The 23,167-nt window shown below is 72.9% G+C and carries 19 protein-coding genes; 9 read left to right on the top strand and 10 right to left on the bottom strand.

Translation table 11 applies throughout. The features are described from left to right. Window positions 1-85: 85 nt before the first annotated feature. Window positions 86-1,306 (top strand): MFS transporter, encoded by a 1,221-nt coding sequence (locus IEZ07_RS01230; protein WP_191893087.1) that lies wholly within the window; start codon window positions 86-88, stop codon window positions 1,304-1,306. 166 nt (window positions 1,307-1,472) lie between these two features. Here the strand turns inward: IEZ07_RS01230 and IEZ07_RS01225 are convergent, their stop codons facing one another. Next, window positions 1,473-1,862 (bottom strand): helix-turn-helix transcriptional regulator, encoded by a 390-nt coding sequence (locus tag IEZ07_RS01225; RefSeq protein WP_191893086.1) that lies wholly within the window; start codon window positions 1,860-1,862, stop codon window positions 1,473-1,475. Window positions 1,863-2,106: 244 nt separating this feature from the next. Between IEZ07_RS01225 and IEZ07_RS01220 the strand changes: the two genes are divergently transcribed. After that, window positions 2,107-2,514: an STAS domain-containing protein gene (locus IEZ07_RS01220; protein WP_191893085.1), complete on the top strand. Its 408-nt coding sequence runs from the start codon at window positions 2,107-2,109 to the stop codon at window positions 2,512-2,514. 151 nt (window positions 2,515-2,665) lie between these two features. Here IEZ07_RS01220 and IEZ07_RS01215 read toward each other — a convergent pair whose 3' ends face one another. Then, window positions 2,666-3,505 carry an ABC transporter substrate-binding protein gene (locus IEZ07_RS01215; RefSeq protein ID WP_191893084.1) on the bottom strand — a complete coding sequence of 280 codons (840 nt, stop codon included), beginning with the start codon at window positions 3,503-3,505 and terminating at the stop codon, window positions 2,666-2,668. Between the two features lie 300 nt (window positions 3,506-3,805). On the opposite strand from IEZ07_RS01215, the gene IEZ07_RS01210 reads away from it, so the two are divergent. Next, complete coding sequence (locus tag IEZ07_RS01210; protein WP_191893083.1) at window positions 3,806-4,534, top strand: PilZ domain-containing protein; 729 nt, start codon at window positions 3,806-3,808, stop codon at window positions 4,532-4,534. Window positions 4,535-4,983: 449 nt separating this feature from the next. Here the strand turns inward: IEZ07_RS01210 and IEZ07_RS01205 are convergent, their stop codons facing one another. Then, window positions 4,984-5,622 carry a class I SAM-dependent methyltransferase gene (locus IEZ07_RS01205; RefSeq protein ID WP_239319257.1) on the bottom strand — a complete coding sequence of 213 codons (639 nt, stop codon included), beginning with the start codon at window positions 5,620-5,622 and terminating at the stop codon, window positions 4,984-4,986. Window positions 5,623-6,039: 417 nt separating this feature from the next. Here IEZ07_RS01205 and IEZ07_RS01200 point away from each other — a divergent pair, with 417 nt between their 5' ends. From IEZ07_RS01200 to IEZ07_RS01190, 3 genes are all read left to right on the top strand, one after another. Beyond that, the gene (locus tag IEZ07_RS01200) at window positions 6,040-7,458 is read left to right on the top strand and encodes an FG-GAP repeat domain-containing protein (protein WP_191893082.1); all 1,419 of its coding nucleotides are present in this window, start codon (window positions 6,040-6,042) and stop codon (window positions 7,456-7,458) included. A 360-nt stretch (window positions 7,459-7,818) separates the two neighbouring features. Continuing rightward, the gene (locus tag IEZ07_RS01195; protein WP_191893081.1) at window positions 7,819-8,394 is read left to right on the top strand and encodes a signal peptidase I; all 576 of its coding nucleotides are present in this window, start codon (window positions 7,819-7,821) and stop codon (window positions 8,392-8,394) included. A gap of 6 nt (window positions 8,395-8,400) precedes the next feature. Continuing rightward, entirely contained in the window at window positions 8,401-9,138 is a 738-nt protein-coding gene (locus IEZ07_RS01190; RefSeq protein WP_191893080.1) for a hypothetical protein, read from the top strand. 530 nt (window positions 9,139-9,668) lie between these two features. On the opposite strand, the gene IEZ07_RS01185 is transcribed toward IEZ07_RS01190, so the two are convergent. Next, window positions 9,669-10,205, bottom strand: a complete 537-nt coding sequence (locus IEZ07_RS01185) for a hypothetical protein (protein ID WP_191893079.1) — start codon at window positions 10,203-10,205, stop codon at window positions 9,669-9,671. Between the two features lie 335 nt (window positions 10,206-10,540). Between IEZ07_RS01185 and IEZ07_RS01180 the strand changes: the two genes are divergently transcribed. Continuing rightward, complete coding sequence (locus tag IEZ07_RS01180) at window positions 10,541-11,401, top strand: LLM class flavin-dependent oxidoreductase (RefSeq protein ID WP_191893078.1); 861 nt, start codon at window positions 10,541-10,543, stop codon at window positions 11,399-11,401. A gap of 41 nt (window positions 11,402-11,442) precedes the next feature. Here the strand turns inward: IEZ07_RS01180 and IEZ07_RS01175 are convergent, their stop codons facing one another. The 5 genes from IEZ07_RS01175 to glnA2 form a co-directional block, all read right to left on the bottom strand. Continuing rightward, window positions 11,443-12,516, bottom strand: coding sequence for a hypothetical protein (locus tag IEZ07_RS01175; protein WP_191893077.1), 1,074 nt, complete (start codon window positions 12,514-12,516; stop codon window positions 11,443-11,445). A gap of 253 nt (window positions 12,517-12,769) precedes the next feature. Next, the gene (locus tag IEZ07_RS01170; RefSeq protein ID WP_191893076.1) at window positions 12,770-15,757 is read right to left on the bottom strand and encodes a bifunctional [glutamine synthetase] adenylyltransferase/[glutamine synthetase]-adenylyl-L-tyrosine phosphorylase; all 2,988 of its coding nucleotides are present in this window, start codon (window positions 15,755-15,757) and stop codon (window positions 12,770-12,772) included. A 193-nt stretch (window positions 15,758-15,950) separates the two neighbouring features. Beyond that, on the bottom strand, window positions 15,951-16,676 hold the full coding sequence (locus IEZ07_RS01165) for a PaaI family thioesterase (protein WP_191893075.1): 726 nt from the start codon (window positions 16,674-16,676) through the stop codon (window positions 15,951-15,953). 254 nt (window positions 16,677-16,930) lie between these two features. Then, on the bottom strand, window positions 16,931-17,806 hold the full coding sequence (locus IEZ07_RS01160) for a serine/threonine-protein kinase (protein WP_191893074.1): 876 nt from the start codon (window positions 17,804-17,806) through the stop codon (window positions 16,931-16,933). A gap of 216 nt (window positions 17,807-18,022) precedes the next feature. Continuing rightward, window positions 18,023-19,384, bottom strand: coding sequence for a gamma-glutamylpolyamine synthetase GlnA2 (gene glnA2 / locus IEZ07_RS01155; protein ID WP_068894311.1), 1,362 nt, complete (start codon window positions 19,382-19,384; stop codon window positions 18,023-18,025). Between the two features lie 430 nt (window positions 19,385-19,814). Here glnA2 and IEZ07_RS01150 point away from each other — a divergent pair, with 430 nt between their 5' ends. Further along, complete coding sequence (locus tag IEZ07_RS01150; RefSeq protein ID WP_191893073.1) at window positions 19,815-20,882, top strand: terpene synthase family protein; 1,068 nt, start codon at window positions 19,815-19,817, stop codon at window positions 20,880-20,882. Here the strand turns inward: IEZ07_RS01150 and IEZ07_RS01145 are convergent. After that, complete coding sequence (locus tag IEZ07_RS01145; protein ID WP_191893072.1) at window positions 20,837-21,835, bottom strand: ArsR/SmtB family transcription factor; 999 nt, start codon at window positions 21,833-21,835, stop codon at window positions 20,837-20,839. The two genes, IEZ07_RS01150 and IEZ07_RS01145, sit on opposite strands and share 46 nt — an antisense overlap. 47 nt (window positions 21,836-21,882) lie before the next feature. On the opposite strand from IEZ07_RS01145, the gene IEZ07_RS01140 reads away from it, so the two are divergent. Next, the gene (locus IEZ07_RS01140; protein WP_191893071.1) at window positions 21,883-23,133 is read left to right on the top strand and encodes an MDR family MFS transporter; all 1,251 of its coding nucleotides are present in this window, start codon (window positions 21,883-21,885) and stop codon (window positions 23,131-23,133) included. Window positions 23,134-23,167: the final 34 nt, after the last annotated feature.

Below are 23,167 nucleotides of genomic sequence, written 5' to 3'. Positions count from 1 at the left end.
GCGCCCGCCGGCAGCGCCACCGCATTGAAACGGCACGGGGGCAAGACCATGATCGAAGCCTGGAACGGCACACGAAGGGAGACCCATGGAGCCCCTGGCACCGGGCACACCTCCGCAGTCGGCAGAACACCCGCGACGCTCTGCCTGGTCGACGATCGCCATCGTCTACCTGGGCGGGGTCGTCGCGGCGATGAGCTTCGGCAAATTCGCCTCGGTCGGGCCCGCGGTGGCGGCCCAGCTCGGATTGTCGCTGTCGCAACTGGGCTGGGTGATCTCGGCGGTCGTCGGTGTCGGCGCGGCCGCCGGCCTGCCCGGCGGATACCTGGTGCGCCGCTTCGGCGCGGAGCGGTCGCTGGTCACCGGCCTGGTATTGATCGCGGCGGTGGGTGCGGCCGGCGTGGCCGCCGGTGACTTCGCCTGGCTGCTGGTCGCCCGCGGCGCGGAGGGTGTCGGATACCTCCTGGTCACCATCGCCTGCCCGGCGCTGGTCCTGCGGCTGGCCACCGAGCGGGACCGGGGTACGGCCTTGTCGATCTGGGCCACGTTCGTGCCGATGGGCCTCGGCGCGAGCACGCTCGCCGGAGGTGCGATCGGTTCGGCTCTGGGCTGGCGCGGCTGGATCGGCGTGATCGCCGCGCTGACGCTCGTGATGGCGCTCGTGGTGCGAGTGAAGCTGCCGAGTGGTCCGGGGCGGCAGGTGGCGGCCGGTCCCGTGCCGCGGGCCGGGGCGCTGGTGTGGCCGGGGATGCTGGCTGCGGCGTTCTGCCTGGCCGCCCTGGTGACGGTTCCGGTCATCGTGCTGCTGCCCACGCTGCTCATCGAGCAGCACGGCCACTCGGCCTCCGCCGCCGGCGCCGTCACCTCGGTGATCTCGCTGCTGAGCGTCCTGGGCGGACTGGCCGTGGGGATGCTGCTGCGCCGGGGCACACCGGTGAGGGTGCTGGCACTGGCCGGGCTGGGCGCCGTACCCGCGGCCTGGGTCATGTTCAGCGGCCCGGACTCGCCGGCGGCCGTGCAAGGCGGTGCCGCGGTCATCTCGATCGAGAACGGGTTCCTGGGCGCCCTGGTCTTCGCCGCCCTTCCGATGGTGCTGGAGCGGCTCGACCATGCGGATGTCGGCAACGGCGTGGTCGCCCAGGCGGGCAGTCTCGGCTCGTTGCTCGGCCCGCCGCTGTTCGGTCTGGTGGCCACCGGGTGGGGTTTTCCGGCGCTGGTGCCGCTCATCGCCGTCGGGATCGTGACGGCCGTCGGCGCGTTGCTGCTGGTCGGCAGGCGGACGTCACGGCCGCGACCGAGCACGCGCTGAGCCGTGGAGGGCGACGGCGTAGTTCGGCGTTGACGAGCGGCTCCCGCAGAAGGCTCCCGGAGGGCCTTCGCCTGGACTCGCGGCTCGTCGGGTGGTCGTCAGACGCCCCTCCACTGCCATGGGCGTCACCTCGGCAGGCATCTACGCCTGCCGCGGATCGAAGGCGTCAGCGGGAAGCAGCGGCGCCCGATCGATGCGCGGCAGCGTCGCCCGGGACCGTCGCGGCACCGGCGGGTGCGTGGCCGGGGGGCAGGTCGCGCTGGGTGAACAGGTCGATGAGCAGGCCGACGGGCAGGCCGGCCTCGGTCGGATAGCGAAAGCCGCGTTCGAGGTTGAGGGTGTAGTGGTTGCGGCGGCCGACCTTGCCGCGGGTCAGGTAACCCTCCCGGTGCAGGTCGGACACGATGCCTTGCACGGCGCGTTCGGTGATGCCGATGCGATCGGCGATGTCGCGCAGGCGCACCTGCGGATCGCGGGCGATCTCCAGCAGCACCCGGGCGTGATGAGTCAGGAACGTCCAGGTGGAGGCGGGTTCGCCAGGGCTGGGTGGAGCCATGTCATCTCTTTCGGGACGGATCGGTCCGGTAGGCCGGGGACGAGGCGGATAGGTCTCTGCCCTAAGATCTTATCCGAAGTTCTTTTCCGGTAAGTGTCTTCTAGAAACAGGCTGCGGGTGAGATGATGTCAGTCAACCGGTCTCCCTTTCTGAGCGGGGTCCCCATGCGTGCCTGCCAGCTCGTCCGCGCCTGCGCCCTGCCCGGCGGCACCGCCGTCCAGGTCCCGTCCTCGCCTGCCACGCCGTGATCAACCAGCACAGCGAAGTCTCCGGCGTCTCCGCATCCGGCGTCACCGTAGCCCATGCCGTCGTGGCTCACGACACCGTCGACGCGCTCCTGTATGTCGACCATCAGCTGCGCCTGACCTGCCGCCCCGCGCCCAGCGGGACTCTCGTCCGACTGATCGGCGAGATCGACGCCACCAACCGCACCGCACTGGAGCAGACGCTGACCTGCGCCGGGCACGGCGGCGATCATCTCCTGATCGATGCCGGGCAGCTGCGGTTCATCGACACCGGCGGGATGTGCCTGCTGGCCGAGCTGTGCCGCACGGGCGCGGCCCGTATGATCAACGTGCCGCCTTTCCTGCGCCGCCTGGCGGGTCTGCTGGACCTGCCGTTGTGCGGCGATGCCGTGGACGGTGCCGCATAACACCATCGCCTCCGGTCGAGGAGGAGACGGGCGAAGCGCGCAGAGCCCCGGACCGGCCGGGCGGTTCGGGGCCGCTGCGGATCGGCCGGGTCAGGGAGCCGCGGGGAGGGAGCAGTGGGGAGGAGGCCGTCCTGCTCGGACACCCGGGCCATCATGCCGTCAGCAGGTCCGCGGTGACGGGCAGGTCCGGCAGCGCGGTGCTGGTGACCACCGCGAGGTCGTGCCCGTGACGGGTTTCCTGCCACTGGCCGCCGGCCAGCGGCACGAGGGCGATGTTCGGGGTGGGACCGTTCGTCCAGTCCAGCGGTCCGGCCATGGTCTCGGTGCGGGTGCGGGCGATCGCCTGGGCGATGGCGCCGCGGTCGGTGGGATCGGCGGCCTCGGCCAGGGCGTGGCAGGCGACCTCGATGAGGGCGTGGGCCAGCCCGAGAGGCTGCAGCCAGGGGTTGCCGGTGCCCTGCTGGTAGGCCGCGGCCAGGTCGGCGGCGGTGGCGCCGTCCATACTGGAGCGGTAGGGGTGGTCCGGCGCCCAGTAGACCAGGGTGGCCACCCGCGCCCGGGCCAGTTCCCCGCCTCCGGCGCACGAACCGGCGGCTCCGGCGTGGGGGTAGGCCAGCCACCGTGAGCAGGTGATCAGCCGCGGACGCAGCCCGGATGAGCGGGCCTGGCCGTGGAACAGCGCCAGGTCGGCCGCGGTGGCCGCACGGGTGACGATCTGGGCGCCGTGGCGGCGCAGACGGTCGATGTGCGCGCACAGGTCGGCGACGGGCTCCCGGTAACCGCCGGGATCGATCAGGGTGTGGCCGCGTCCTGCGGCCACGGGCGCGAACCCGTCGCGGTCGTGGCGCAGCAACCGGCCCTGCAGGTCGTCGTTCCACAGGCAACAGAGGCCTCCCGGCTGCGGCGGAACGCGGTCGGCCCGCCGCCTGCGGATTTCACCGCGTGCGGCCGTCCGGCCCTTCGCCGCGCAGCACGGCCGCGGTCTCCTCATGGATCCCCGGCCTCCGCGTCCTGGAGATCGGCCAGACCTCGCCTCATCCGCGGATCCAGCACATCCTCGCTCGCGTGCGGCCAGGGTGGAATCGGCTCGACCACCGGGTGAGAAACCTCTCAAACGGATGCGAGAAGTAATGGATAAAGCACGTAACGTGCTTGCCTACTCTGCAGGAGCGCACCGACGGACGGGCTTTCCCGACGGCGGTGGCGCGCACGTCGGCAAGGGCCGCCACCGTGCCGCCTGAGGCAGACCGTTCCCGTCCACCGTTTCCCGTGATCACAAGGATGTGGTCCCATGAGTCACCTCCCCCTGCCGAAAAGCGCTCTGTACGTCTGCGTCGACGACGACACCGGGCACCGCTCCCGGCTGGAGGCGATCACCGCCGACACGATCGTCATCGCCGCGCCCGCCGACGCCAAGAAACTGGTGGCCGCCGAGGTCGGCAGCCACCTGACCGTGTCCTGGATCAACGAGGACGGCCGCGTCGTGCTGCCGGTCCTGCTGGAGAGAATCACCACCGGCCCGGCAGAGCGCTGGCACCTGCGCCCGCTGGGCGAGCCGCGCCAGGCCGGCCGCCGCCGACACGAACGCGGCGGCGGCGGGGAGAAGATGCGCATCTCCACCCTGACCGCCCAGCCCGCCGTCACCTTCAACAGCACCCTGCTGGACCTGAGCGAAAAAGCGCTGCGCTGCTGGGCGCCGGCCTCCGACATCGCCGTAGGCGAGGAACTGCACGTCCAGGTCATGCTCAGCACCGGGGTCGTCAGCCACATCGGGAAGGTCACCATCGTGCGCGAAGCCCCCGACGGCATCGGCCAGCACATCGTGGTGAGCTTCCACTCCCTGCCCGCGCCCACCGTGCAGATCATCCGCCGCTACCTGTTCGTCTGGAGCAGCCGCCAGGCACGGCAGCCCGAGCCCGCGACGACCCCGGACACCGCAGGTGCGGACGCCGACCCTGCTTCGCAGGCCCCTCAGTCCAGACCTCAGTCTGGACGTACGGCAGCACCTGCGCGTCTGTGATCTCCCAGCGGTGAGAGATGAGTCCCAGGCTTCCGGAACCACGGTGAACTGCAGAGGAACCGCTCCGCATGGCGGCTCGGCCGGTGGGGGCGGAGGCCGAAACCCGGGGGAACGGAAGGGCACAGCAGGGCGCCATGTGACGGCTTCGGAAGCCGCGGTTCCATTCGCATCGAGCAGGCGGGGAAGGATTCGCGGCTTCTCCTCAGCTGCCCTGAGCCGATGACGCGCCTTGCCCGGCTCCGCATCCGCCTGGAGCCGGGCAAGGCGCGACCGGACTCACCTGCACGGGGTGGGCGATCACCGCCCTGCTCAGGCCGGGCCACTGCTCAGCGCCGAAGTCCTGCCCGTGCCGAATGCCCCCCGCAAAGGGAGGGGTCGCGCATGCCGGACTGCGACCGTTCCGCGACCCGGCCGCCGCGCCGTGACCGGGGCATGCTCGCTCCCGCCGGTCAGCGGGGGCGGGTGGCGGTACCGAGGATCTGGGGGGATGCGGGAAACGGTATCGCGGTGTCTTCGCTGGTCAGGCGAGTGAGCCGGTCGATGGTGAACCCGGCCTCCCGCAGGGCTGCGGCGGTGTCGCGGGCGCAGTGGCAGCCGCCGCCGATCCGCGGCCAGAAGGCGGCGTCCAGCAGGCGCTGGATGCGGGCCGTCCCGGAACGTGGGGAGCGGACATGCTCCAGGAAGCGCAACTGGCCGCCGGGCACCAGGATGCGGGTGATCTCGGCGAGCGCGGCTCCCGCATCCGCAACGGTGCACAGCACCAGAGATGCGACGGCCGCGTCGAAGGAGGCGTCGGCGGCGGGCAGGTCGTCGGCGAGGCCGTCGACGACGGTGATGGGGACGGGCGCGCGGGCGGCGTTGCGCTCGGCGATGCCGCGCAGGTGCGGTTCGGGCTCGACGGCCAGGACGTGGATGACGGTGGCGGGGTAGTGGGTGAAGTTCAGACCGTTGCCCGCGCCGATCTCGATGACGGTCCCGGACAGGCCTGCGAGCAGAGCGGTGCGGTGGCGGGCGAGGCCGCGCTCCATGGAGAGACTGGCACGGGCGTAGTAGCGGGCGAACAGCGGATGTCGCACGGAATGGGACACGGGGTCCTCCTCTTCGGGCCGAGGGGTGGCGCGCCGCCCGGGGCCGGCCTCCTGCCTGCCTGCCCGGCCAGCCGGCCTGACCGGGCTCGCCACCGAACCGACACCGGGCTCAGTCCGCTACCGCTGATTCCTGTACCGATCCTCCTCGCAGGCCGGTTCGGCGGGCCGAGGCGCCGGGGTCGGCGGCGGCTGTTCCCGCATCGCTGTCGGGCTGGCGCTCGACGGGTCCGCACCGCTCGTCGGTGGCGGGAGGTGCCTTTGGTCCCACAAGCACCGGGCCCCAAAGACATTACCTCGCTCTGACTTCTCATAAAGCGTCTGTTGCCTCCGATGGGAGGTTCATCTGCGCCTGCTGCGCCCGTTGTGCCCAGGAAGGGCCCGCGCCAGGTGTCCCCATCGGCTCATGGAGGAGCTCTCGTGAACGCGCCCCATCGCGCTTTGACCGGCCCGGCCGTCCGCCGCCGCAGTGCCGCCCTGCTGGCCGCGGTCGCCCTGACCAGCGGCGGCCTGGCCGTCGTGGCCGCACCCGCCCAGGCCGCCGCCCCCAGCGGCCCCTTCTGCATGGGCGCGAACTTCGCCCCCTACGTCGGCCACCCCGTCGGTGACATGCCTCAGTCGGTGACGGTGGCCGACCTCGACGACGACGGCAGGCCGGACGTGGTCGCGGCCAACTCCGAGGCCGACACGCTGTCGGTCCTGCGGGGCAACGGCGACGGCACCTTCGCCGCCGCCGCACACATCCCCGCCGGGGGTGAATTCCCCATCCACATCCAATCGGCCGACCTCGACGGCGACGGCGACATCGACCTGGTCGTGGCCAACAACAGCTCCGGCGGGGTGGCGACCCTGCGCGGCAACGGCGACGGCACCTTCGCCGCGCCCGTCGCCTACAACGGCCTGGGCTACCGGGTCCACCGCGTCGCCGTGGGCGACTTCAACGACGACGGCGCCCCGGACGTGCTGTTCACCGCCTCCGGCAACGTCGGCGACGGCAGCGTCAGGGTGCTGCTCAACGACGGCGACGGCGCCCTCACCCCGGCCGCGGCCCACACCACCCCCGGGGAGGTGTACACGGCCGTACCCGGTGACTTCGACAACGACGGCCGCCTCGACGTCGTCTACCTCGACAGCGGCAGCTCCACCGTCGAGCTGCTGACCGGTGACGGCGACGGCACCTTCACTCCGGCCGGCCCGATCCCCGCCGGGGTCAACCCCGCCCTCGTCGTCACCGGCGAGTTCAACGGCGACGGCCGCACCGACCTGGTCGCGGCGTCGTACCCGGGCACCCAGATCGCGGTGCTGCTGGGCGCCGCCGGCGGGGGTTTCCAGCCCCCTCTCGTCCAGGAGGCCGGAGAACCCGGCGGCACCACGGTCGCCGACGTCAACGGCGACGGCAAGGCCGACCTGCTGGTGTCCGACTGGGACGGTTCGATCTCCGTGCTGGCGGGCAACGGCGACGGCACCTTCGCCGCGGGTGTCGCCTATCCGGTCGGCTACGCCCCGTCCGAGCCCATGACGGGCGACTTCAACGGTGACGGCAAGCCCGATCTGGTGACGACGAGCTACGACACCGACTCGGTCTCGGTGCTGCTGAACACCTGCACGCCCGTCTCCATCGCGCCGACCCTGCCCACGCTGCCGACGAACCCCACCCTGCCGAAGCCGGCTCCCGCTGCCAAGCCCAAGCCTGCGGCCAAGCCGACCGCCGCGGACAAGGCCAAGGCCGCCGCGAAGGCCGCCGCAAAGGCGAAGGCCGCCGCGAAGGCGAAGGCTGCGGCCAAGGCGAAGAAGAAGGTGACGAAGGCCAAGAAGCGGCGGGGCCCCGGCGCGGGCTGAGACTCGCGTCCGCGCCCGCATGACACGCGCTCTTCTTCCCCGCGCGGGGAGGAAGAGCGCGTCCTTTTGCGCCGGCCCGGTGGCGGCCTGTCCACCCGCGTCGCCACACCGCGGTCCCCAGACTTGGACGCTCGCATCCACCGCCGCCACGCCGATGCCATGGAGGCAGCGGACTAGCTGTCCGTCGCCGACCTGTCCAGCTCCGCGGAAGGGCCCACAACGCCCTCGGGCGTGATCGAACGGCTGTTTTCCGGCCGTCGCTGCCGGACGAGGGGTCACCTGGTGAGGTCCTTGCTTCAGATCAGTGCCGCGGCGGCCGATAGGACGGCATCGTCCACCCCCACAAGAATGGTTTCAGTCGTGACAACCCACTCCCTGCCCGTCGCAATAGTCCCTACCGGCCTGCGCAGGCTGGGCCGAGCAGCCTGGTGGGTGACCGACATCGCCGCCCGCCTGATGCGCGGGCTGGTCGTGTTCTTCCTGGTGGCCTCTTTGGCGCCGGTGCTGTTCGGCTGGCAGAGCCAGGTGGTCATGTCGGGCTCGATGATGCCGGCGCTGCGTCCCGGCGACGTGGTGATCGTCGAGCCGACCGGCGCCGACCAGGCCGTGCCCGGGGTGATGGTGCTGGTGGACAACCCGGCCCGTCCCGATTCCACGCTGATCCACCGGGTGGTCGAGCACGCACCCGGCAAGGCTCTCATCACCAAGGGCGACGCCAACAAGGACATCGACTCCACCCCGGTGCCGGAGTCCTCGGTCATCGGCCTGCCCCGACTGCTGGTCCCCTACATCGGGCTGCCCGCCCTCTGGCTGCACGAGCACCGGTACGGCCTGCTGGCCCTGACCGGGCTTGCGGGACTGGCTCTGATGTTCGTGCCCTCCGTGACGAAGAACGACCGCCCGGACTCTTACAGAAGGGGCCGGCGCCGCCGATAGAAGGTCATGACCATCACCATCGACTCAGAGACCCGGACACCGGCCAGCCACCGCCGTCCCCGCCCTCGCCGCCGCCGCAAGACCCTCCCGATCGGGAGCCTCGTGACCATCGTGGGCCTGGTGGGGGGCGCCGGCCTCATCTGGAACGCTTCCCAGGCGGCGTTCACCGCCCAGACCGACAACCGCGACAGCAACTGGAACGCCGGCAGCGTCGAGATCAACAGTGACCGGGACGGCGCGGCGGCGTTCAGCGTCTTCAACGTCAACTCCTCCGACACCTACCCGGCGCTGCAGCTGGCCGACACCGGCGTGGCCGCGACCGACCGGCCGAACTCGGGCGGATCGACCTGCATCAAGGTCGTCTACACCGGGACCATGACCGCCAACATCAAGCTGCACGCCGAGGTCAACGGCGATCTGGCCCCGTACCTGCTGACGAGCGTCGACCACGGCACCAACAGCGTCGAGACCGACCAGGGCTGGGCCGTCGCCGATCCCGAGTGCGAGAACTACGTCCGCAACAGCGAGGCGCCGTATGTGTTCGGCAGCGCGAACAACGCCGACTTCCACATGACCGACCTGCCCCGCAACTACGCGGACAGCAACAGCGACGTGTGGACCGCCCAGCAGGGTGACACCCGGTGGTACCGGGTGTCCTGGCTGCTGCCGGCCGTTCCGGAGAGCAACGACGCTCAGGGCAAGACCGCGCAGGTCAGGTACGTCTGGGAGGCCCAGGCGCTCTGACCGGTGGGGAGCCACGATTGATCGCAGTCACCCGCCGACCGCACACCACGCATATACCGACAGAGCCTTTGACCTCCGTTTCCACCGGTCAGGGGCTCTCGCGTTCTCCCGTTCCAGGCGTGCCGGATCCGGTTCCCGCGAAACCCTGAGGCATGAAGGCCACCGGCCGCGTCCGGCCCCTTCCTCGGCCCGGTGCAGGAACAGACCGAGTGGCCCGACAGCGGACTTGGTGGTGGACTGGCGGCTGCCCGGTCTGCCGGGCACGGAGATCCGCCGACGACTGCGCGCCGCGCCCGAGACGGCGGAGACGGCGCTGACCGCCTGGGTCAGCGCCAGCGTCCCTCGGGGACGAGGCGGCCGTCTGACCGATGCCGCGGCCGGGGGTCTGCCGGTACTCGCCGTACGACCGCAGCGGCCGGCTCAGGCCGCGATCGTCACGCTCTGCCATTCCCATGGCAGAGCGTGCTACCGCTGATTCCGGCACCGGTCTCCCTGAAAGGCAACGGCATGCGGATGAGCCGACAGTGGCGCTACTTCCCGGTAGCCGGCTGTGCGGGAGGTTCGGGCCAGCCCTTGCCGGCGACGGTGAACCCGCCCCTCTCAACAGTGGCGAACGTCGCGGGCGCCATGCAGGGCTGCACCTTGCCGGTCGGTACCGACCAGCTCCAGCCGATCCGATCGCGGCTGCCGCCGAACCCGTCCGTCCCGCCGTCATAGACGCTGACCGCGATCCTCTCACCGACCGGAAGCGAGGTGGAGGTGCTGACGACAGCGGTCACCGTCGCCACCGGACCTCCCGCCACGAGGCAGTCCACGTCCGCCTCGAATCCTCCGCCGTTGCCGTCAGAGCGGTGGTGGCCGACCTTGATGGTGCCCTTCGCCTCGGTGAAGACGCCGCGCGCGACGATGGCGAAGGTGATGTCATCGGTGGCCGCCGGCTCGAAGTGGATCTTCGCCGTGCCGGACACGCGCCACTGGGCGTCTTGACCCGTGAGGGACGATGCGGCCGAGGCCGATGTGCCGATCGTCATGGTCGCGGCCAACGACAGGGCGATGGCGGCGACCACTGGCCGGATCACTCTGGATCTCATGTCAACAGCTCCTCAGGTTGTACGGGCAAGACGTGCTCGGCGGCCCCGGAAGGCGTGCCGTGCTGTCACGTCAACCTTGCCGCCGGGTCTCATCCGCTCCCATAGGCCGTTCGGCGGACCGGGCGCCCGCTCGCCGAGCCGATCACCCCGGACGGCATATGGACAACGGGGCGGGGTCCACGTCGGCCAGGGCATGATGATCAGTGCATTGAGAACCGGCACCGAGGTCCGCACCGATCCCGTCACCCGGATCGAGGATTTCGCCGGATACTTCCGATACCTGTGACCACCGGCCGATCCAGAGGAGAGACATGCGCCTGGGCGTGATGTTCGAACGCGACCTTCCCCCCGAGTCCCTCATCCCCTTCGCCCGCAGCCTGGACGACACCCAGGTCGAGGACCTGTGGGTGGTGGAGGACCTGGGCTGGACCGGATCGATCTCGTCGGCGGCCACCGCGCTCGCCGTCACCGAGCGGCTCCGCGTCGGCATCGGGATCACCCCCGCCCCGCTGCGCAATCCGGCCCTGCTGGCCATGGAGCTCGGCAACCTGGCGCGTGTGCACCCCCACCGGCTGGCCGCCGGGATCGGCCACGGCGTACAGGACTGGATGCGCCGGGTGGGGGCCCTCGCGCCGTCGCCCCTGGCCCTGCTGGAGGAGACCGTCGTGGCCGTGCGGGCGCTCCTGCGCGGGGAGACGGTCACCCTCGAGGGCCGGGCCGTACGGCTCGACGGGGTGAGCCTGGTGCATCCGCCCGCCGTGCCGCCGCCGGTGCTCGCCGGGGTGGTGCGCCCCCGGTCGCTGGAGCTGTCCGGACGGGTGGCGCAGGGCACGATCCTGCCCGAGGGGTTCGGTCCCCAGCGGGTCGGGGAGGCCCGTGAGATGATCTCCGCGGGCGGCGGGAAGGACGACCACGAGCTGGTGGTCTTCGTCCACCTGTACGTCGGCGACGACCCGGAGCGGGTCCGCGAGGCCGTACGGCCCGCCGCGGTGGAGCAGGCGGGCTTTTTGGGCGTCGCGCCGGAGGACGTGCCGATGGCGGCGGGTTCCGCCGGGGAGGCGGCCGACGTCGTGCGGTCGCTGTGGGAGGCCGGTGCCGACACCGTGGTGCTCCGCCCGGTCGGTTCCGAGCCGCTGGAGCACGTCGACAGGGTCCTCGCGGCGCTGCGTTAGCCCCGGGCCGCCCGGACGGTGCGGCCGCGCCGTCCGGGCGGCTACGAGCGGTGCCGGAAGCCGGTGAGGCGGCGCAGCACGTCCCACCAGAAGGGGGCGCCGAACAGCAGGGCGATCATGGTCAGGACGTAGCCGGGCCAGTGGCCGGGGGTGATGAGGCGGTCCCACCAGACGGCGCCGTTCCAGTTGAAGGACGGGTCGCCGCCGTCCGGCGGGAGGGAGACGCTCACGATGGAGTGGTCGAAGATCTTGACGAGGGCCGGCGAGCTGAAGGACTCGGTCACGCAGCCGAGGGCGTCGGTCGAGACCGTGGGATCGCACCGCTCCCGCAGGCCGGCGAGCGCCTCCTGGCCGCCCTCCGCCACGGCCGCCACCGCGGCCCGGTAGGCGTTGTCGCGCAGCAGGGTCTTGCCGTACTCCAGCGCGTCCATGCCCAGCAGCAGGGTCAGCGCCGCGCCGAGCGCGAACAGCACCCACTTGACGTAGCGGCGGTACAGCGTGGACAGGCGCTGCATCTCGCCGTCGAACCAGTTCTCGACGCCCTTGCGGAACTTGTCCAGATCGCGCTGGGCGCCCTCCCAGACGCCCTTGAGGTGCCCCGCCAGCGGACTGCCGACGGCCTCCAGCTTGGTCAGCAGGCCGTCCACCCCACCCTCCTCGGCGGAGACCAGCTCCATGACCGCGCCGGAGAAGCGCTCGGGCGGGATGTCGGCGATGGTGGTCCGCGCCCCCTTGGGGTGGTCGATCTCCTGCAGCCGCCGGTAGAGCCGCGCGGTCATGTCCACGTCGGGGACGGGTTCCTCGGCCGCCAGCACGGCGGTGGGGTCGACCGGCATAGGCGCGACCACGGGAGGGGCAGGGTCGGGGCTGTGCTCGGGCCGCGGATCGTTCTTGGAGAAGGGCAGCTTGGCGAAGACGTCGGCGATCTTGGACGGGATCCACGACGTCCCGTCAGCGGCTCCTCCGTCCATGGTGTCGCGGAGGTAGGCCCAGAGGAACTTGCTCCGGATGCCGAGCAGCCGGACGAAGGCCTCGTTGACCCCGCTCACCAGGAGCGAGAGCAGCAGGAAGGCCAGCACCAGCCCGATGGCCAGATCGACGTAGACCGATATCACAAGAGATCACCCGCACCGTTACTACACGCACGGCACTACCGGTGCAAGGCGACTCTTCGGTTTCGGTAAAAACCGGCCCTCGCAGCGGCCGACTCTCGCGAGGACCGGGCCCCGTGGAAGCCGATCCTCGCGGACGCCGACCCTCACGCCTCGCGCCCTCGCGCCCTCGCGCCCTCGCGCCCTCGCGCCCTCGCGCCCTCGCGCCCTCGCGGCGAACGGTCCCCGGCGACGCCGGATCCCGGCCCCGGCACGGTCAGTTCTCGTAGAAGACGCGCTCCACGACCTGGCGGGCCCGCCGGGTGACGCGGCGGTAGTCGTCCAGGAAGTCCTCACTGGCCTCCGGCGGGTAGCCGAGCGCCCGGGACAGGAGCGTGCGCTCGCGCACGTCCGCGGGGATGGAGTCGGCGGCGCGGCCCCGGACCAGCATGATCGCGTCGCGGATGCGGGAGGCGAGCCGCCAGGCCTCGGCGAGCACGGCCTCGTCCTCGGCGGACAGCAGCCCTTCGGCGACCGCCGCGCGCAGCGCCTCCAGGGTGCGGGTGGTCCGCAGTGACGGCAGCTCCCAGGCGTGGCGGAGCTGGACGAGCTGGGCCACCCACTCCACATCCGACAGCCCGCCCCGGCCGAGCTTGGTGTGCAGGGCCGGGTCGGCCCCGCGCGGCAGCCGCTCGGCCTCCATCCGCGCCTTCAGCCTGCGGATCTCCCGTACGGCCTCGTCGGGGACGCCCCCGGCCGGATAGCGCAGCGGGTCGGCCAGCGCCAGGAACTCCCCGCCCAGGTCCGCGTCCCCGGCGCAGAAGCGGGCGCGCAGCAGCGCCTGGGACTCCCAGGGGGCCGACCAGCGCCCGTAGTAGGCGGCGTAGGAGGCGAGCGTGCGGACCAGCGGCCCGGCCTTGCCCTCGGGACGCAGCCCGGCGTCGACGAGCAGCGGCGGGTCGGGGGCGGGCAGAGCCAGCAGGCGGCGCAGCTCGTTGGCCACCGCGTGGGCGACGCCGGCGGCCTCCTTCTCGGCCGTGCCGGGCAGCGGCGCGTGCACGAACATCACGTCGGCGTCGCTGCCGTAGGAGCACTCCAGCCCGCCGAGGCGGCCCATGGCGATCACCGCGAACCTGGTGCCCAGCGGGGTCCGCCGCTCCATCTCGATCTTGCCGATCGCGGCGTCCAGGGCGGCCTGGACCGTCACGTCGTTGAGCGCGGACAGCGCCTGGCCGACCTGCTCGACGTCGAGGCGCCCGGTCAGGTCCGCCACCGCGGTGCGCAGCAGTTCCCGGCGGCGCAGGGCCCGCGCCGCGACGACCCCGGTCTCGGCGTCCCCGGGGTAGCGGCCGACCGTGGCCCGGGCCTCCGCCAGCAGTGCCCGCGCGGGCCGGGGGTCCAGCTGGCTGTCGGAGCCGAGCATCGCGACGGCCTCGGGGGCGTGCAGCAGCAGCCCGGTGACGTACCGGCCGGTGCCCAGGAGCCGTGCCAGCCGTTCGGCCACCGCGGTCTCGTCGCGCAGCAGCCGGAGGTACCACGGGGTGGTGCCCAGCCGGTCGGAGATCTGGCGGAAGCCGAGCAGGCCCGCGTCAGGGTCGGGGGCGTCGGCGAACCAGCCGAGCATGACCGGCAGCAGCGTGCGCTGGATCGCCGCCCTCCGGGAGACCCCGCTGGTCAGTGCGCCGATGTGGCGCAGCGCCCCGGCGGGGTCGGCGTAGCCGAGCGCCTCCAGCCGGGCCTGCGCGGCGGCGGCGGACAGGCGCACCTCGGACTCGGGCAGCCGGGCCACGGCCGCCAGCAGCGGCCGGTAGAACAGCTTCTCGTGCAGGCGGCGGGCCTGGTTCGCGTGCCGCTTCCACCGGGTGGTGAACTCCCCCACCGGGTCGGCGCTCATGCCCAGCGCCCGCCCGAGCCGCCGCAGGTCGGCCTCGGACTCGGGCACCACGTGCGTACGGCGGAGCCGGTGGAGCTGGAGCAGGTGCTCGATCTGGCGCAGGAACGTGTAGGCCTCGGCGAGCGCCCTGGCGTCCTCCCGCCCGACGTAGCCGCCCCGGGACAGGGCCGCCAGCGCGGAGAGCGTGGCGCGGCGGCGCAGCAGCGGGTCGGCGCGGCCGTGCACGAGCTGGAGGAGCTGGACGGCGAACTCGATGTCGCGCAGGCCTCCGGGGCCGAGCTTGATCTGCCGCCCGGCCTCCTCGGCCCGGACATGGGCCTCCACGCGGCGGCGCATCGCCTGCACGTCCTCGACGAACCCCTCCCTGCCCACGGCCTGCCAGACCAGCTCGTCGACGGTGTCGGCGTAGCGGCCGCCGAGCTCCGGGTCGCCCGCGACCGGGCGGGCCTTCAGCAGCGCCTGGAACTCCCACGTCTTGGCCCAGCGCCGGTAGTAGGCCCGGTGGCTGGCGAGGGTCCGCACCAGCGGCCCGGCCTTGCCCTCGGGGCGCAGCGCGGCGTCCACCTCCCACAGGGAGCCTTCGGGGGTGGCGGTCGAGCAGGCGCGCATCATCCCCTGGGCCAGGCGGGTGGCGAGCCGGACTGCCTGCGTCTCGTCCATCCCCTCGCCGGGCTCGGCGACGAAGATCACGTCGACGTCGCTGATGTAGTTGAGCTCCCGGGCGCCGCACTTGCCCATGCCGATGACGGCCAGCCGTACCCCGTCGCACTCGGGGTGCTGGGAGCGCGCGACGGCGAGCCCCGCCTCCAGCGCGGCGCCGGCCAGGGCGGACAGCTCCGCGGTGACCTCGGCGAGCGTCATCTCCCCGGCCAGGTCGCGCGCGGCCAGGTGGAGCAGGCGGCCCCGGTAGGCGACGCGCAGCGCGGACAGGACCTCCGTACCGGAGCCCGCGGCGCGCGGTTCGGCCTCGTCGGGGTCGGCTCCGACGGACAGGAGCAGCCCGGCGCGGAGCTCGCCGCCGGACGGCCGGTCCGCGGCCCGCTCGCCTTCGAGCAGCCGCCGGTGCTCCGGGTGCCGGACGACGTGCTCTCCCAGGGCGGCGCTGACGCCGAGGACGCGCAGCAGCCTGGCCCGCACGCCGGGATCCGCGCGGAGCGCCCCGAGGACGCCCGGGTCCCGCTCGGCCAGCCGGGTGAGCGAGGTGAGCGCCAGGTCGGGATCGGCGGTGGCGACCAGGGAGTCCAGCAGACCGAGGTCTCCGGCCGTCTCGGGGCCCAGCTCGCCGAGCAGGCGCTCGGCCCTGGCCCCGTCGACGAATCCGAGCCGGGCCAGTCGTCCGGCGGTCGTCTGGATCCGGGGCACGGTGCTCACCGCCCCTCCCTCGTCTCCGGTCACGGGCACAGCCGACGCCTCCCCATCTTCGCATCAGGGGATCGCGGGCACACGCCGTGCCGCCGGGGCCCCGGGCGCGCCCGGGTGTCCTGCCCCGCCCCCGCCCCCGCCGTACGGCCCGCGGGCGGGTCTGCCCGTACGGCCGGCCGTACGGGCAGCTGCACGGCGACGCTCAGGCCGGCATGATCCAGGTCGCCTTGGCGGCGGCCACCAGGGTGCCGTCCACCTCGTAGATCGCGCTCTCGCCGAAGAGCTTGCGGCCCTCGCGGCCGGTGGCGCGGGCGACCACGGAGTAGGTGCCGCCGGGGTAGACACGGCGGTGGACCCGCGCGGTCAGGCGGCCGAGGAGCGCGAACTCGCCGGGCGCGAAGTGGGCCCAGCCGGTGGCGCAGTCGAGCGCGGCCCAGATGACCGCGTCGGGGACGACGCCGTCCTCGTCGGTGACGGTCATCGGCACACGCCAGCCCGCCGCGACCAGGTCGGTGCCCTCCACCGGGCCGGGGAAGATCCGCAGGCCGTCGCCGGGGGCGCGCAGCCCGCAGACGAAGCAGCCGGGGAAGGCGTGCCCGGCCAGGCCCGGGAAGCCCCGCTCGGCGTGGGCCGCGTCGCCGAAGGGCACGAACGCCGGGGCGTCGAGCGGCTCGGCGACGTCGATCGCCTCCACGAGGAGCTCGTCGCCCCGCGTGAGGGTGGCGGTGTTGGCGAGCTGGCGCAGGTCCAGCGGGGTCTCCAGCGGGGTGGGCGCGTGCAGCGTCACCTCGACGGCCGAGCCGTGCCGGGCGCCGTTCAGCGCCTCGGAGACCGTGCCCGCGATCCATCCGCCGTTCGCGGTGCCCTCGGGTCCGCGGAAACGTGCCGGAACGGTCACCACGGTCTGCAGACCGGCAGCCGTCGTCATGCCGCACCTCCTTGTCGCCTTGCATGGCGATTAAGTGTCAAGTTTCAACAAGAAAAGGACCAACCGATTTTACCGAAGTGGTTGCGTGTACAGCCGACCAGGGGTCGGTGACGCCTTGCGGACCATCGGTGACGGGGGTATGACGCCGCTGGAGGCGCCATGGAGCACACGTCTCAGCAGGCACTTTCGCACCAGAGGATCCCATGACCGCCCCATGGAGCGCACACTGCCCACCAACCGCGGGACGAATCCGCTCAGAACACCCGAAAATCCTCCGGTAGGACGATCCCGGCGAGTCCCGGCGACGCTCCGCCCCGGCCGCCACCGCTCCAGCCGGGCAGGCCGAGCAGCAGGTCGCGGGAGGAGGGACGGGCGCCGGGGTCCTTGTCCAGCGCGGCGGCGGCCAGCGACCGCAAGGGCTCGGGCAGCGCGTCCGTCGACGGCTCACCGGTGAGGACCCGGTGCAGGATCGCACCCACGCTGCCCGCCTCGAACGGGCTGCGCCCGGTCGCCGCGAACAGCACCACCGCGCCCCAGGCGAACACGTCCGCGGCGGGACCGATCCGGGCCGCGGTCAGCACCTCCGGGGCCGTGTACGGAGGGGAGCCGACCACCCGGGCGGGGAAGGCGGACGACGTCCGCCTGGTCCGGGCGATGCCGAAGTCGACGACGCGGGGGCCGTCGGGACCGAGCAGCACGTCGTCCGGTTTGAGGTCGCGGTGGACGACGCCGGCCTCGTGGATGGCGGCCAGCGCGGTCGCGACCGCGGCGGCGAGCCCGACCAGCCGGTCGCCCGACAGCACCCCGTCCGCCCGCACGGCCTCGCGCAGACTGGGTCCGTCGACGTACTCGCTGACGATGTACGGCTCCGGCCCGTCCTTCTCCGCCGCGATCAGCCGGGCGGTGCAGCGCGAGACGACCCGCTGCGCCGCGGCCGCCTCCCCGGCGAAGCGCGCCCGCAGCACCGGGTCGGCCACCACGTCGCCGTGCAGCACCTTGACCGCGACCCTGACGCCGGCCTCGTCGCAGGCCTCGTAGACGACCCCCTGGCCTCCGGCCCCGAGCCTCGCGGCCAGCCGGTAGCCGCCCAGCCGCTCCGGATCCTCCGGCGCCAGCCCCGTCCGCCCCACCCGTGCACCTCCGTGACGTGTCCCAGCTGTCTTGGACGCACCGGATGACAAGATTGTTCGGGATCGAGGGCGGCTACCGGCGCCGACGAGCCTCCGCCGCCGAGCGCGCCGGTGGTCGTCCCCCGGTCCCGGACCTGCGCGAAAGCCAGGGGCCGGACGGTTCGCCACCGTCCGGCCCCACGACCTTTACGAAGTGAGAAGCGGCCTGACCTGGCCCTACAGGACCGGCAGGTAGCGGCCCAGTTCGAACTCGGTGACCTGGCGGCGGTAGTCGTTCCACTCGGCGCGCTTGTTGCGCAGGAAGTAGTCGAAGACGTGCTCGCCGAGGGTCTCGGCGACCAGTTCGCTGCGCTCCATGACGGCGATGGCCTCGTCCAGCGACTGCGGGAGCGGCGCGATGCCCAGGGCCCGGCGCTCGGCGCTGGTCAGCGCCCAGACGTCGTCCTCGGCGCCCGGCGGCATCTCGTAGCCCTCCTCGATGCCCTTCAGCCCGGCCGCGAGGATCAGCGCGAAGGCCAGGTAGGGGTTGCAGGCCGAGTCGAGGGAGCGGAACTCAATGCGGGTGGAGCCGCTCTTGTGCGGCTTGTACATCGGAACGCGCACCAGGGCCGAGCGGTTGTTGTGGCCCCAGGAGATGTAGCTGGGGGCCTCACCGCCCTGCCCGGCGATGGCCTCGGCCCCGCCCCACAGGCGCTTGTAGGAGTTGACCCACTGGTTGCAGACCGCGGTGATCTCCGCGGCGTGGGTGAGCAGGCCGCCGATGAAGGACCGGCCGATCTTGGAGAGCTGGTAGTCGGCGCCGGGCTCGTAGAAGGCGTTGCGGTCGCCCTCGAACAGCGACATGTGGGTGTGCATGCCGGAGCCGGGGTGCTCGGTGAAGGGCTTGGGCATGAAGCTCGCCCAGATGCCCTGCTCCAGCGCGACCTCCTTCATCACCAGCCGGAAGGTCATGATGTTGTCGGCGGTGGTGAGCGCGTCGGCGTAGCGCAGGTCGATCTCCTGCTGGCCGGGGGCGCCCTCGTGGTGGCTGAACTCCACCGAGATGCCCATCGACTCCAGCATCATGATCGCGTTGCGCCGGAAGTCGTGGCCGGAGCTGTGCGGGGTGTGGTCGAAGTAGCCGCCCTCGTCGATCGGCTCCGGGCGCGTGCCGCGCTCGGGCCGGTTCTTCAGCAGGAAGAACTCGACCTCGGGGTGGGTGTAGAAGCTGAAGCCCATGTCGGAGGCCTTGGCCAGGGCCCGCTTGAGCACCCAGCGCGGGTCGGCGTGCGAGGGGGAGCCGTCCGGCATGAGGATGTCGCAGAACATCCGGGCCGCGGCCGGGTTCTCGCTGCGCCAGGGCAGGATCTGGAAGGTGGAGGGGTCTGGCTTGGCCAGCATGTCCGACTCGTAGACCCGGGCGAACCCCTCGATCGCCGAGCCGTCGAACCCGATGCCCTCGGCGAAGGCCCCTTCGAGCTCGGCCGGGGCGATGGCCACCGACTTGAGGAACCCGAGCACGTCGGTGAACCACAGCCGGATGAACCGGATGTCGCGCTCCTCGAGAGTGCGGAGGACGAACTCCTGCTGACGGTCCAATGCTTTCCTCCATCAGATCTAGCGAGAGGGCTGCCAGGTTCAACCGGCAGGGGAATCGCTTCCCTGTTACAGTCTTTTTGCTTGAAACGGGCAGGGCTTGTCCGTCGCCTACCTCGGCAGAGGAGAGCGAGAAGCCGCTCCCTTCAGGGAGCGGAGGAGTCACCGCCGACGTGGTGCGACACTCCTGGTCGCCTACCAGTCTGCCCGCTGCGTGTTTCGCACACGTTACGAGGAATCACGGTGGCGTGCGGCATCGGGACCGTCCGCGGCACCGCTCCGCCCGCCTCCGTCCTCGTCGGTGCTCCTCGGTCCTCCGCCCGGCATTCCCCTCCGTTCTCCCCGTCGCGCCTCCGCGGAACCCGGGTGACCGCCTCACTACAGTGAGCGATCGGGAAAAGACGTGATGTTCCGATCCGGGGGGAAGACGACGATGCGCACCCAACTCCGCACCCCGCCCCGCACGGCCGCGCTGCTGGCCCCGCTCACCGAGCGGCTCGCGGCGATGTCGGCGCCGTGCCCCATGCATCCGTCGGTCCACCGGATCGAGGCCGCGCTCATCGAGTGGTCCCGCCTGACCGGCCTGGAGGTCGACCGGGCGGCGGCCCTCCACCGCGTGGCGGGGCGGGCGCTCGCCCGGTGCGACACCGGCGCGGCCGCCCTGTTCGCGCGCTGGCTGGCCTGGGCCCGCCGGTTCCGTGAGGAGTCCGACGCCTACGCCGGGGTGCTCATGGTGGCGGAGGGCGCCGAGCCGGGGCCGCGGCCGGTGGAGCGGGCCTTCGCCGGGCTGTGGCGCGAGTCCGCCGCGGACATGGGCCCGGAGTGGCGGGAGCGGTTCCTGGCGGGGCTGACCGCCCAGCGCGCGGCCCTGCTCGACGCCGCGCCACCCGCTTCCCGGCATTCACCCGCGTCCCCGCCGCCGCCACCCGCTTCCCGGCATTCACCCGCGTCCCCGCCGCCCGCTCCCCCGGCCGCCCCTCCGCTCCCGCTCTGGACGGCGGACCGCTCCGCGCGGGGCAGGGCCGTCTCCGGTCCCTACCTGTTCGATCTGGTGGAGCCGTGCCTGGGGGTGGAGGTGCCGGCCCGGGTGGCCGCCGACCGCCGGTGGCGGGCGCTCGTCGAGGCGGGCGGCGACGTCGTCGCCTGGTGCGGCGACTTCACGGCCGGGCACCGTACAGCCGGGCACCGTACGACCGGGCACCGCGGCGAGGCGGCCGCGGAGCGGATCGTCGAGCGGCTGGTGGCCCGGATGGAGGAGTTGTGGACGGCGGCCTGGACGGTCCCCGTGCTCGTGGAGCGGCACGGCCTCGGGCCGGCCGCGGGCCGCGACGTGACGCGGGTGGCCTGCGCGTTCCTGACCGTCTCCCGGGCCCACCTGGAGCATCTCCTGGACTCCTGCCGCACCCCCGCCGCCTCCCCCGCCCCCGCCGTTCAGAAGGCGCAGACCAGGGACGTTCAGGAGGCGCAGACCAGGGAGTCGCCCACCGGCGTGCGCCGGTAGACGACCTCGCGGCCGAGGCGGTGGCGGGTGACCAGCCCGCCTCCGGCCAGGACGGTCAGGTGCTGGCTGACCGCGCCCGGGGTGAGCTCCATGCGGCGCGCCAGGGCCGTGGTGGTCGACGGGTCGGCGAGGGCGGTGAGGATCTGCGCGCGGGTCCGGCCGATCAGCGCGGCGAGCGCGCCGGGGGCGGGCGGCGGGCTCACCGCCCAGAGGGTGCCGACCCCGTTCGCCGGGTAGACGAGCATCGGCTGGTACGGCTCGACCACCGCGGCCGTGTCCGGCCACCAGAAGGCGGTGGGCACCAGCACCAGCCCGTCGCCGCCCAGCGGCGCGGAGTAGGACCAGTTCCGCACCACCGCGAGCCGGTCGCCGCGCCAGCTGACGTTCGGGTGCAGGTCGGCGAAGAGCTCCCGGGCGCCGCCGGCGGCGAGCTGCCGGGAGCGGCGCATCACCTCGCCCTCCAGCAGCGCGTGGACCCGGGGCCAGAAGTCGGCGAAGGCCGTCTCCCAGTAGCGCTGCAGGGTGTCGGCGACCCGCGCCACCCCGGCCGCCGGGTCCGCCCGGAACCGCTCGATGACGCGGGGGTCGGCCCCGGCCACCCAGCCGGCCTCCGCGGCGGCCCGGTCGGGCGGCGTGCGCCGTACCCGTTCCAGCTCGGCGGCGAAGTCGGGCATCGGCGTGTCGGGTGTGGGGGTGACGAAGTCCACGAGGTAGCCGCGCTGCGGGACCAGCGCGAACAGCTCCGACAGGTCCAGGCCCGCCAGGCGGGGCCGTACGGCGCGCAGCCAGGGCAGGTGGAGGGAGTGCCGGGCCGGGTCGCGGAGCGTGCGCAGGCTGGCGACCAGCTCCCAGATGGGCGAGAAGGCGAAGCGGATCCGGGCCACGTCGTCGGGAGCGAAGATCCACTCGACGTGGCAGGAGGCCTTCCGGGAACCGCACGACTGTTCAGGCACGGCTAAAAGGTTCGCATCCGCACGACCGGCTGTCCAAACCTGGTCCCATGACGAGCACGACCCTCACCAGCCCCTCGTTCCTGCGATCGAAGATCGGCGGCCTCCCCCGCGCCTTCTGGGCGCTGTGGACCGGGACCCTGGTCAACCGGGTGGGCATGATGGTCGAGCCGTTCATCGGCGTGTACCTGACGCAGGCCCGCGGCATGTCCCTGGCCGCCGCGGGCGCGGTGATGGCGGTCTTCGGGGCGGGCTCGCTGATCTCGCAGCCGCTGGCGGGCTGGCTGGCCGACCGGTTCGGGCGGCGGGTCACGCTGACCGGCGGCATGGTCGCCACCGCCGCCACCATGGGGGCGCTGGGGGCCGCCGCCTCGCTGCCCGCGATCGTGGCGCTGATGTTCGTGCTCGGCGTGACGATCGACGCCTACCGGCCCGCGGCCAACGCCCTGGTGGCCGACCTGGTCGCGCCGGAGGACCGGCCCCGCGCCTACGGCCTGCTCTTCTGGGCGCTGAACCTCGGCTTCGCGGTCGCCATGGTCGCCGGCGGCTGGTTCGCCGAGGCCGGGTACGGCTGGATGTTCGCCTTCAACGCGACCACCTCGGTGCTCTTCGGGCTGCTGGTGTGGCGGGCGGTGCCGGAGACCCGGCCCGCGCCGGGCGGGCGGGCGGCGGGCGGCGGCTACGGCGCCGTCTTCGCCGATCGCCTGATGGTCGCCTTCATCGTGATCTCCGTGCTCTCCACCCTGGTCTACGCCCAGGCGTTCACCACCCTGCCGCTGGCGATGACCGGCGCGGGCCTGTCCCCCTCGGCCTACGGCCTGGTCATGGCGGTCAACGGCATCCTGATCGTGCTGGTCCAGCCGCTGACCGGCGACTGGCTCGGCAGGCGGGACCACAGCACCGTGCTGGCCGCCGGGTTCGCGGTCATCGGCGGGGGCTTCGCGCTGACCGCCTTCGTCTCAGGCGTCGCCGGGTACGCCGCCACGGTGGTCGTCTGGACGCTGGGGGAGATCATCACGGCGGGCGTCCCCGGGGCGGTCGTGGCCGCGCTCGCCCCCGCCCACCTGCGCGGGCGCTACTCCGGGATGTACGGCTTCGCCTGGTCGGCCGGGACTATGCTCGCCCCGCTGCTCGGCACCCGGCTGCTGGCGGCCGGTCCCGCCGTCCTCTGGCCGGTCGTCGGGGCGATCGAGCTGGTGGCCGCCGCGGGCCTGCTCGCGATCGGCCCGGCGCTGCGCCGCCGGGCACGCGCGGCGGCGGCGGAGGAGTCCGCGGCGGCGGAGGCCGGACCGGCGCGTTGATCGTCCGTTGATCCGATCCGATCCGGTTTGATTG

It is taken from the genome of Planomonospora parontospora, from assembly GCA_014647935.1.
GTDB lineage: Bacteria > Actinomycetota > Actinomycetes > Streptosporangiales > Streptosporangiaceae > Planomonospora > Planomonospora parontospora.
Note: the sequence above shows the minus strand (reverse complement) of the source record. Positions and strands in the feature narration are given on the sequence as shown.

Coding starts and splice junctions, on each gene's coding strand:
- IEZ07_RS01225 (WP_191893086.1), bottom strand. CDS start 1,862: ATGGCTCCACCCAGCCCTGGCGAACCCGCCTCCACCTGGACGTTCCTG.
- IEZ07_RS01215 (WP_191893084.1), bottom strand. CDS start 3,505: ATGAGGAGACCGCGGCCGTGCTGCGCGGCGAAGGGCCGGACGGCCGCA.
- IEZ07_RS01150 (WP_191893073.1), top strand. CDS start 19,815: ATGCGCACCCAACTCCGCACCCCGCCCCGCACGGCCGCGCTGCTGGCC.
- IEZ07_RS01230 (WP_191893087.1), top strand. CDS start 86: ATGGAGCCCCTGGCACCGGGCACACCTCCGCAGTCGGCAGAACACCCG.
- IEZ07_RS01180 (WP_191893078.1), top strand. CDS start 10,541: ATGCGCCTGGGCGTGATGTTCGAACGCGACCTTCCCCCCGAGTCCCTC.
- IEZ07_RS01140 (WP_191893071.1), top strand. CDS start 21,883: ATGACGAGCACGACCCTCACCAGCCCCTCGTTCCTGCGATCGAAGATC.
- IEZ07_RS01165 (WP_191893075.1), bottom strand. CDS start 16,676: ATGACGACGGCTGCCGGTCTGCAGACCGTGGTGACCGTTCCGGCACGT.
- IEZ07_RS01210 (WP_191893083.1), top strand. CDS start 3,806: ATGAGTCACCTCCCCCTGCCGAAAAGCGCTCTGTACGTCTGCGTCGAC.
- IEZ07_RS01190 (WP_191893080.1), top strand. CDS start 8,401: ATGACCATCACCATCGACTCAGAGACCCGGACACCGGCCAGCCACCGC.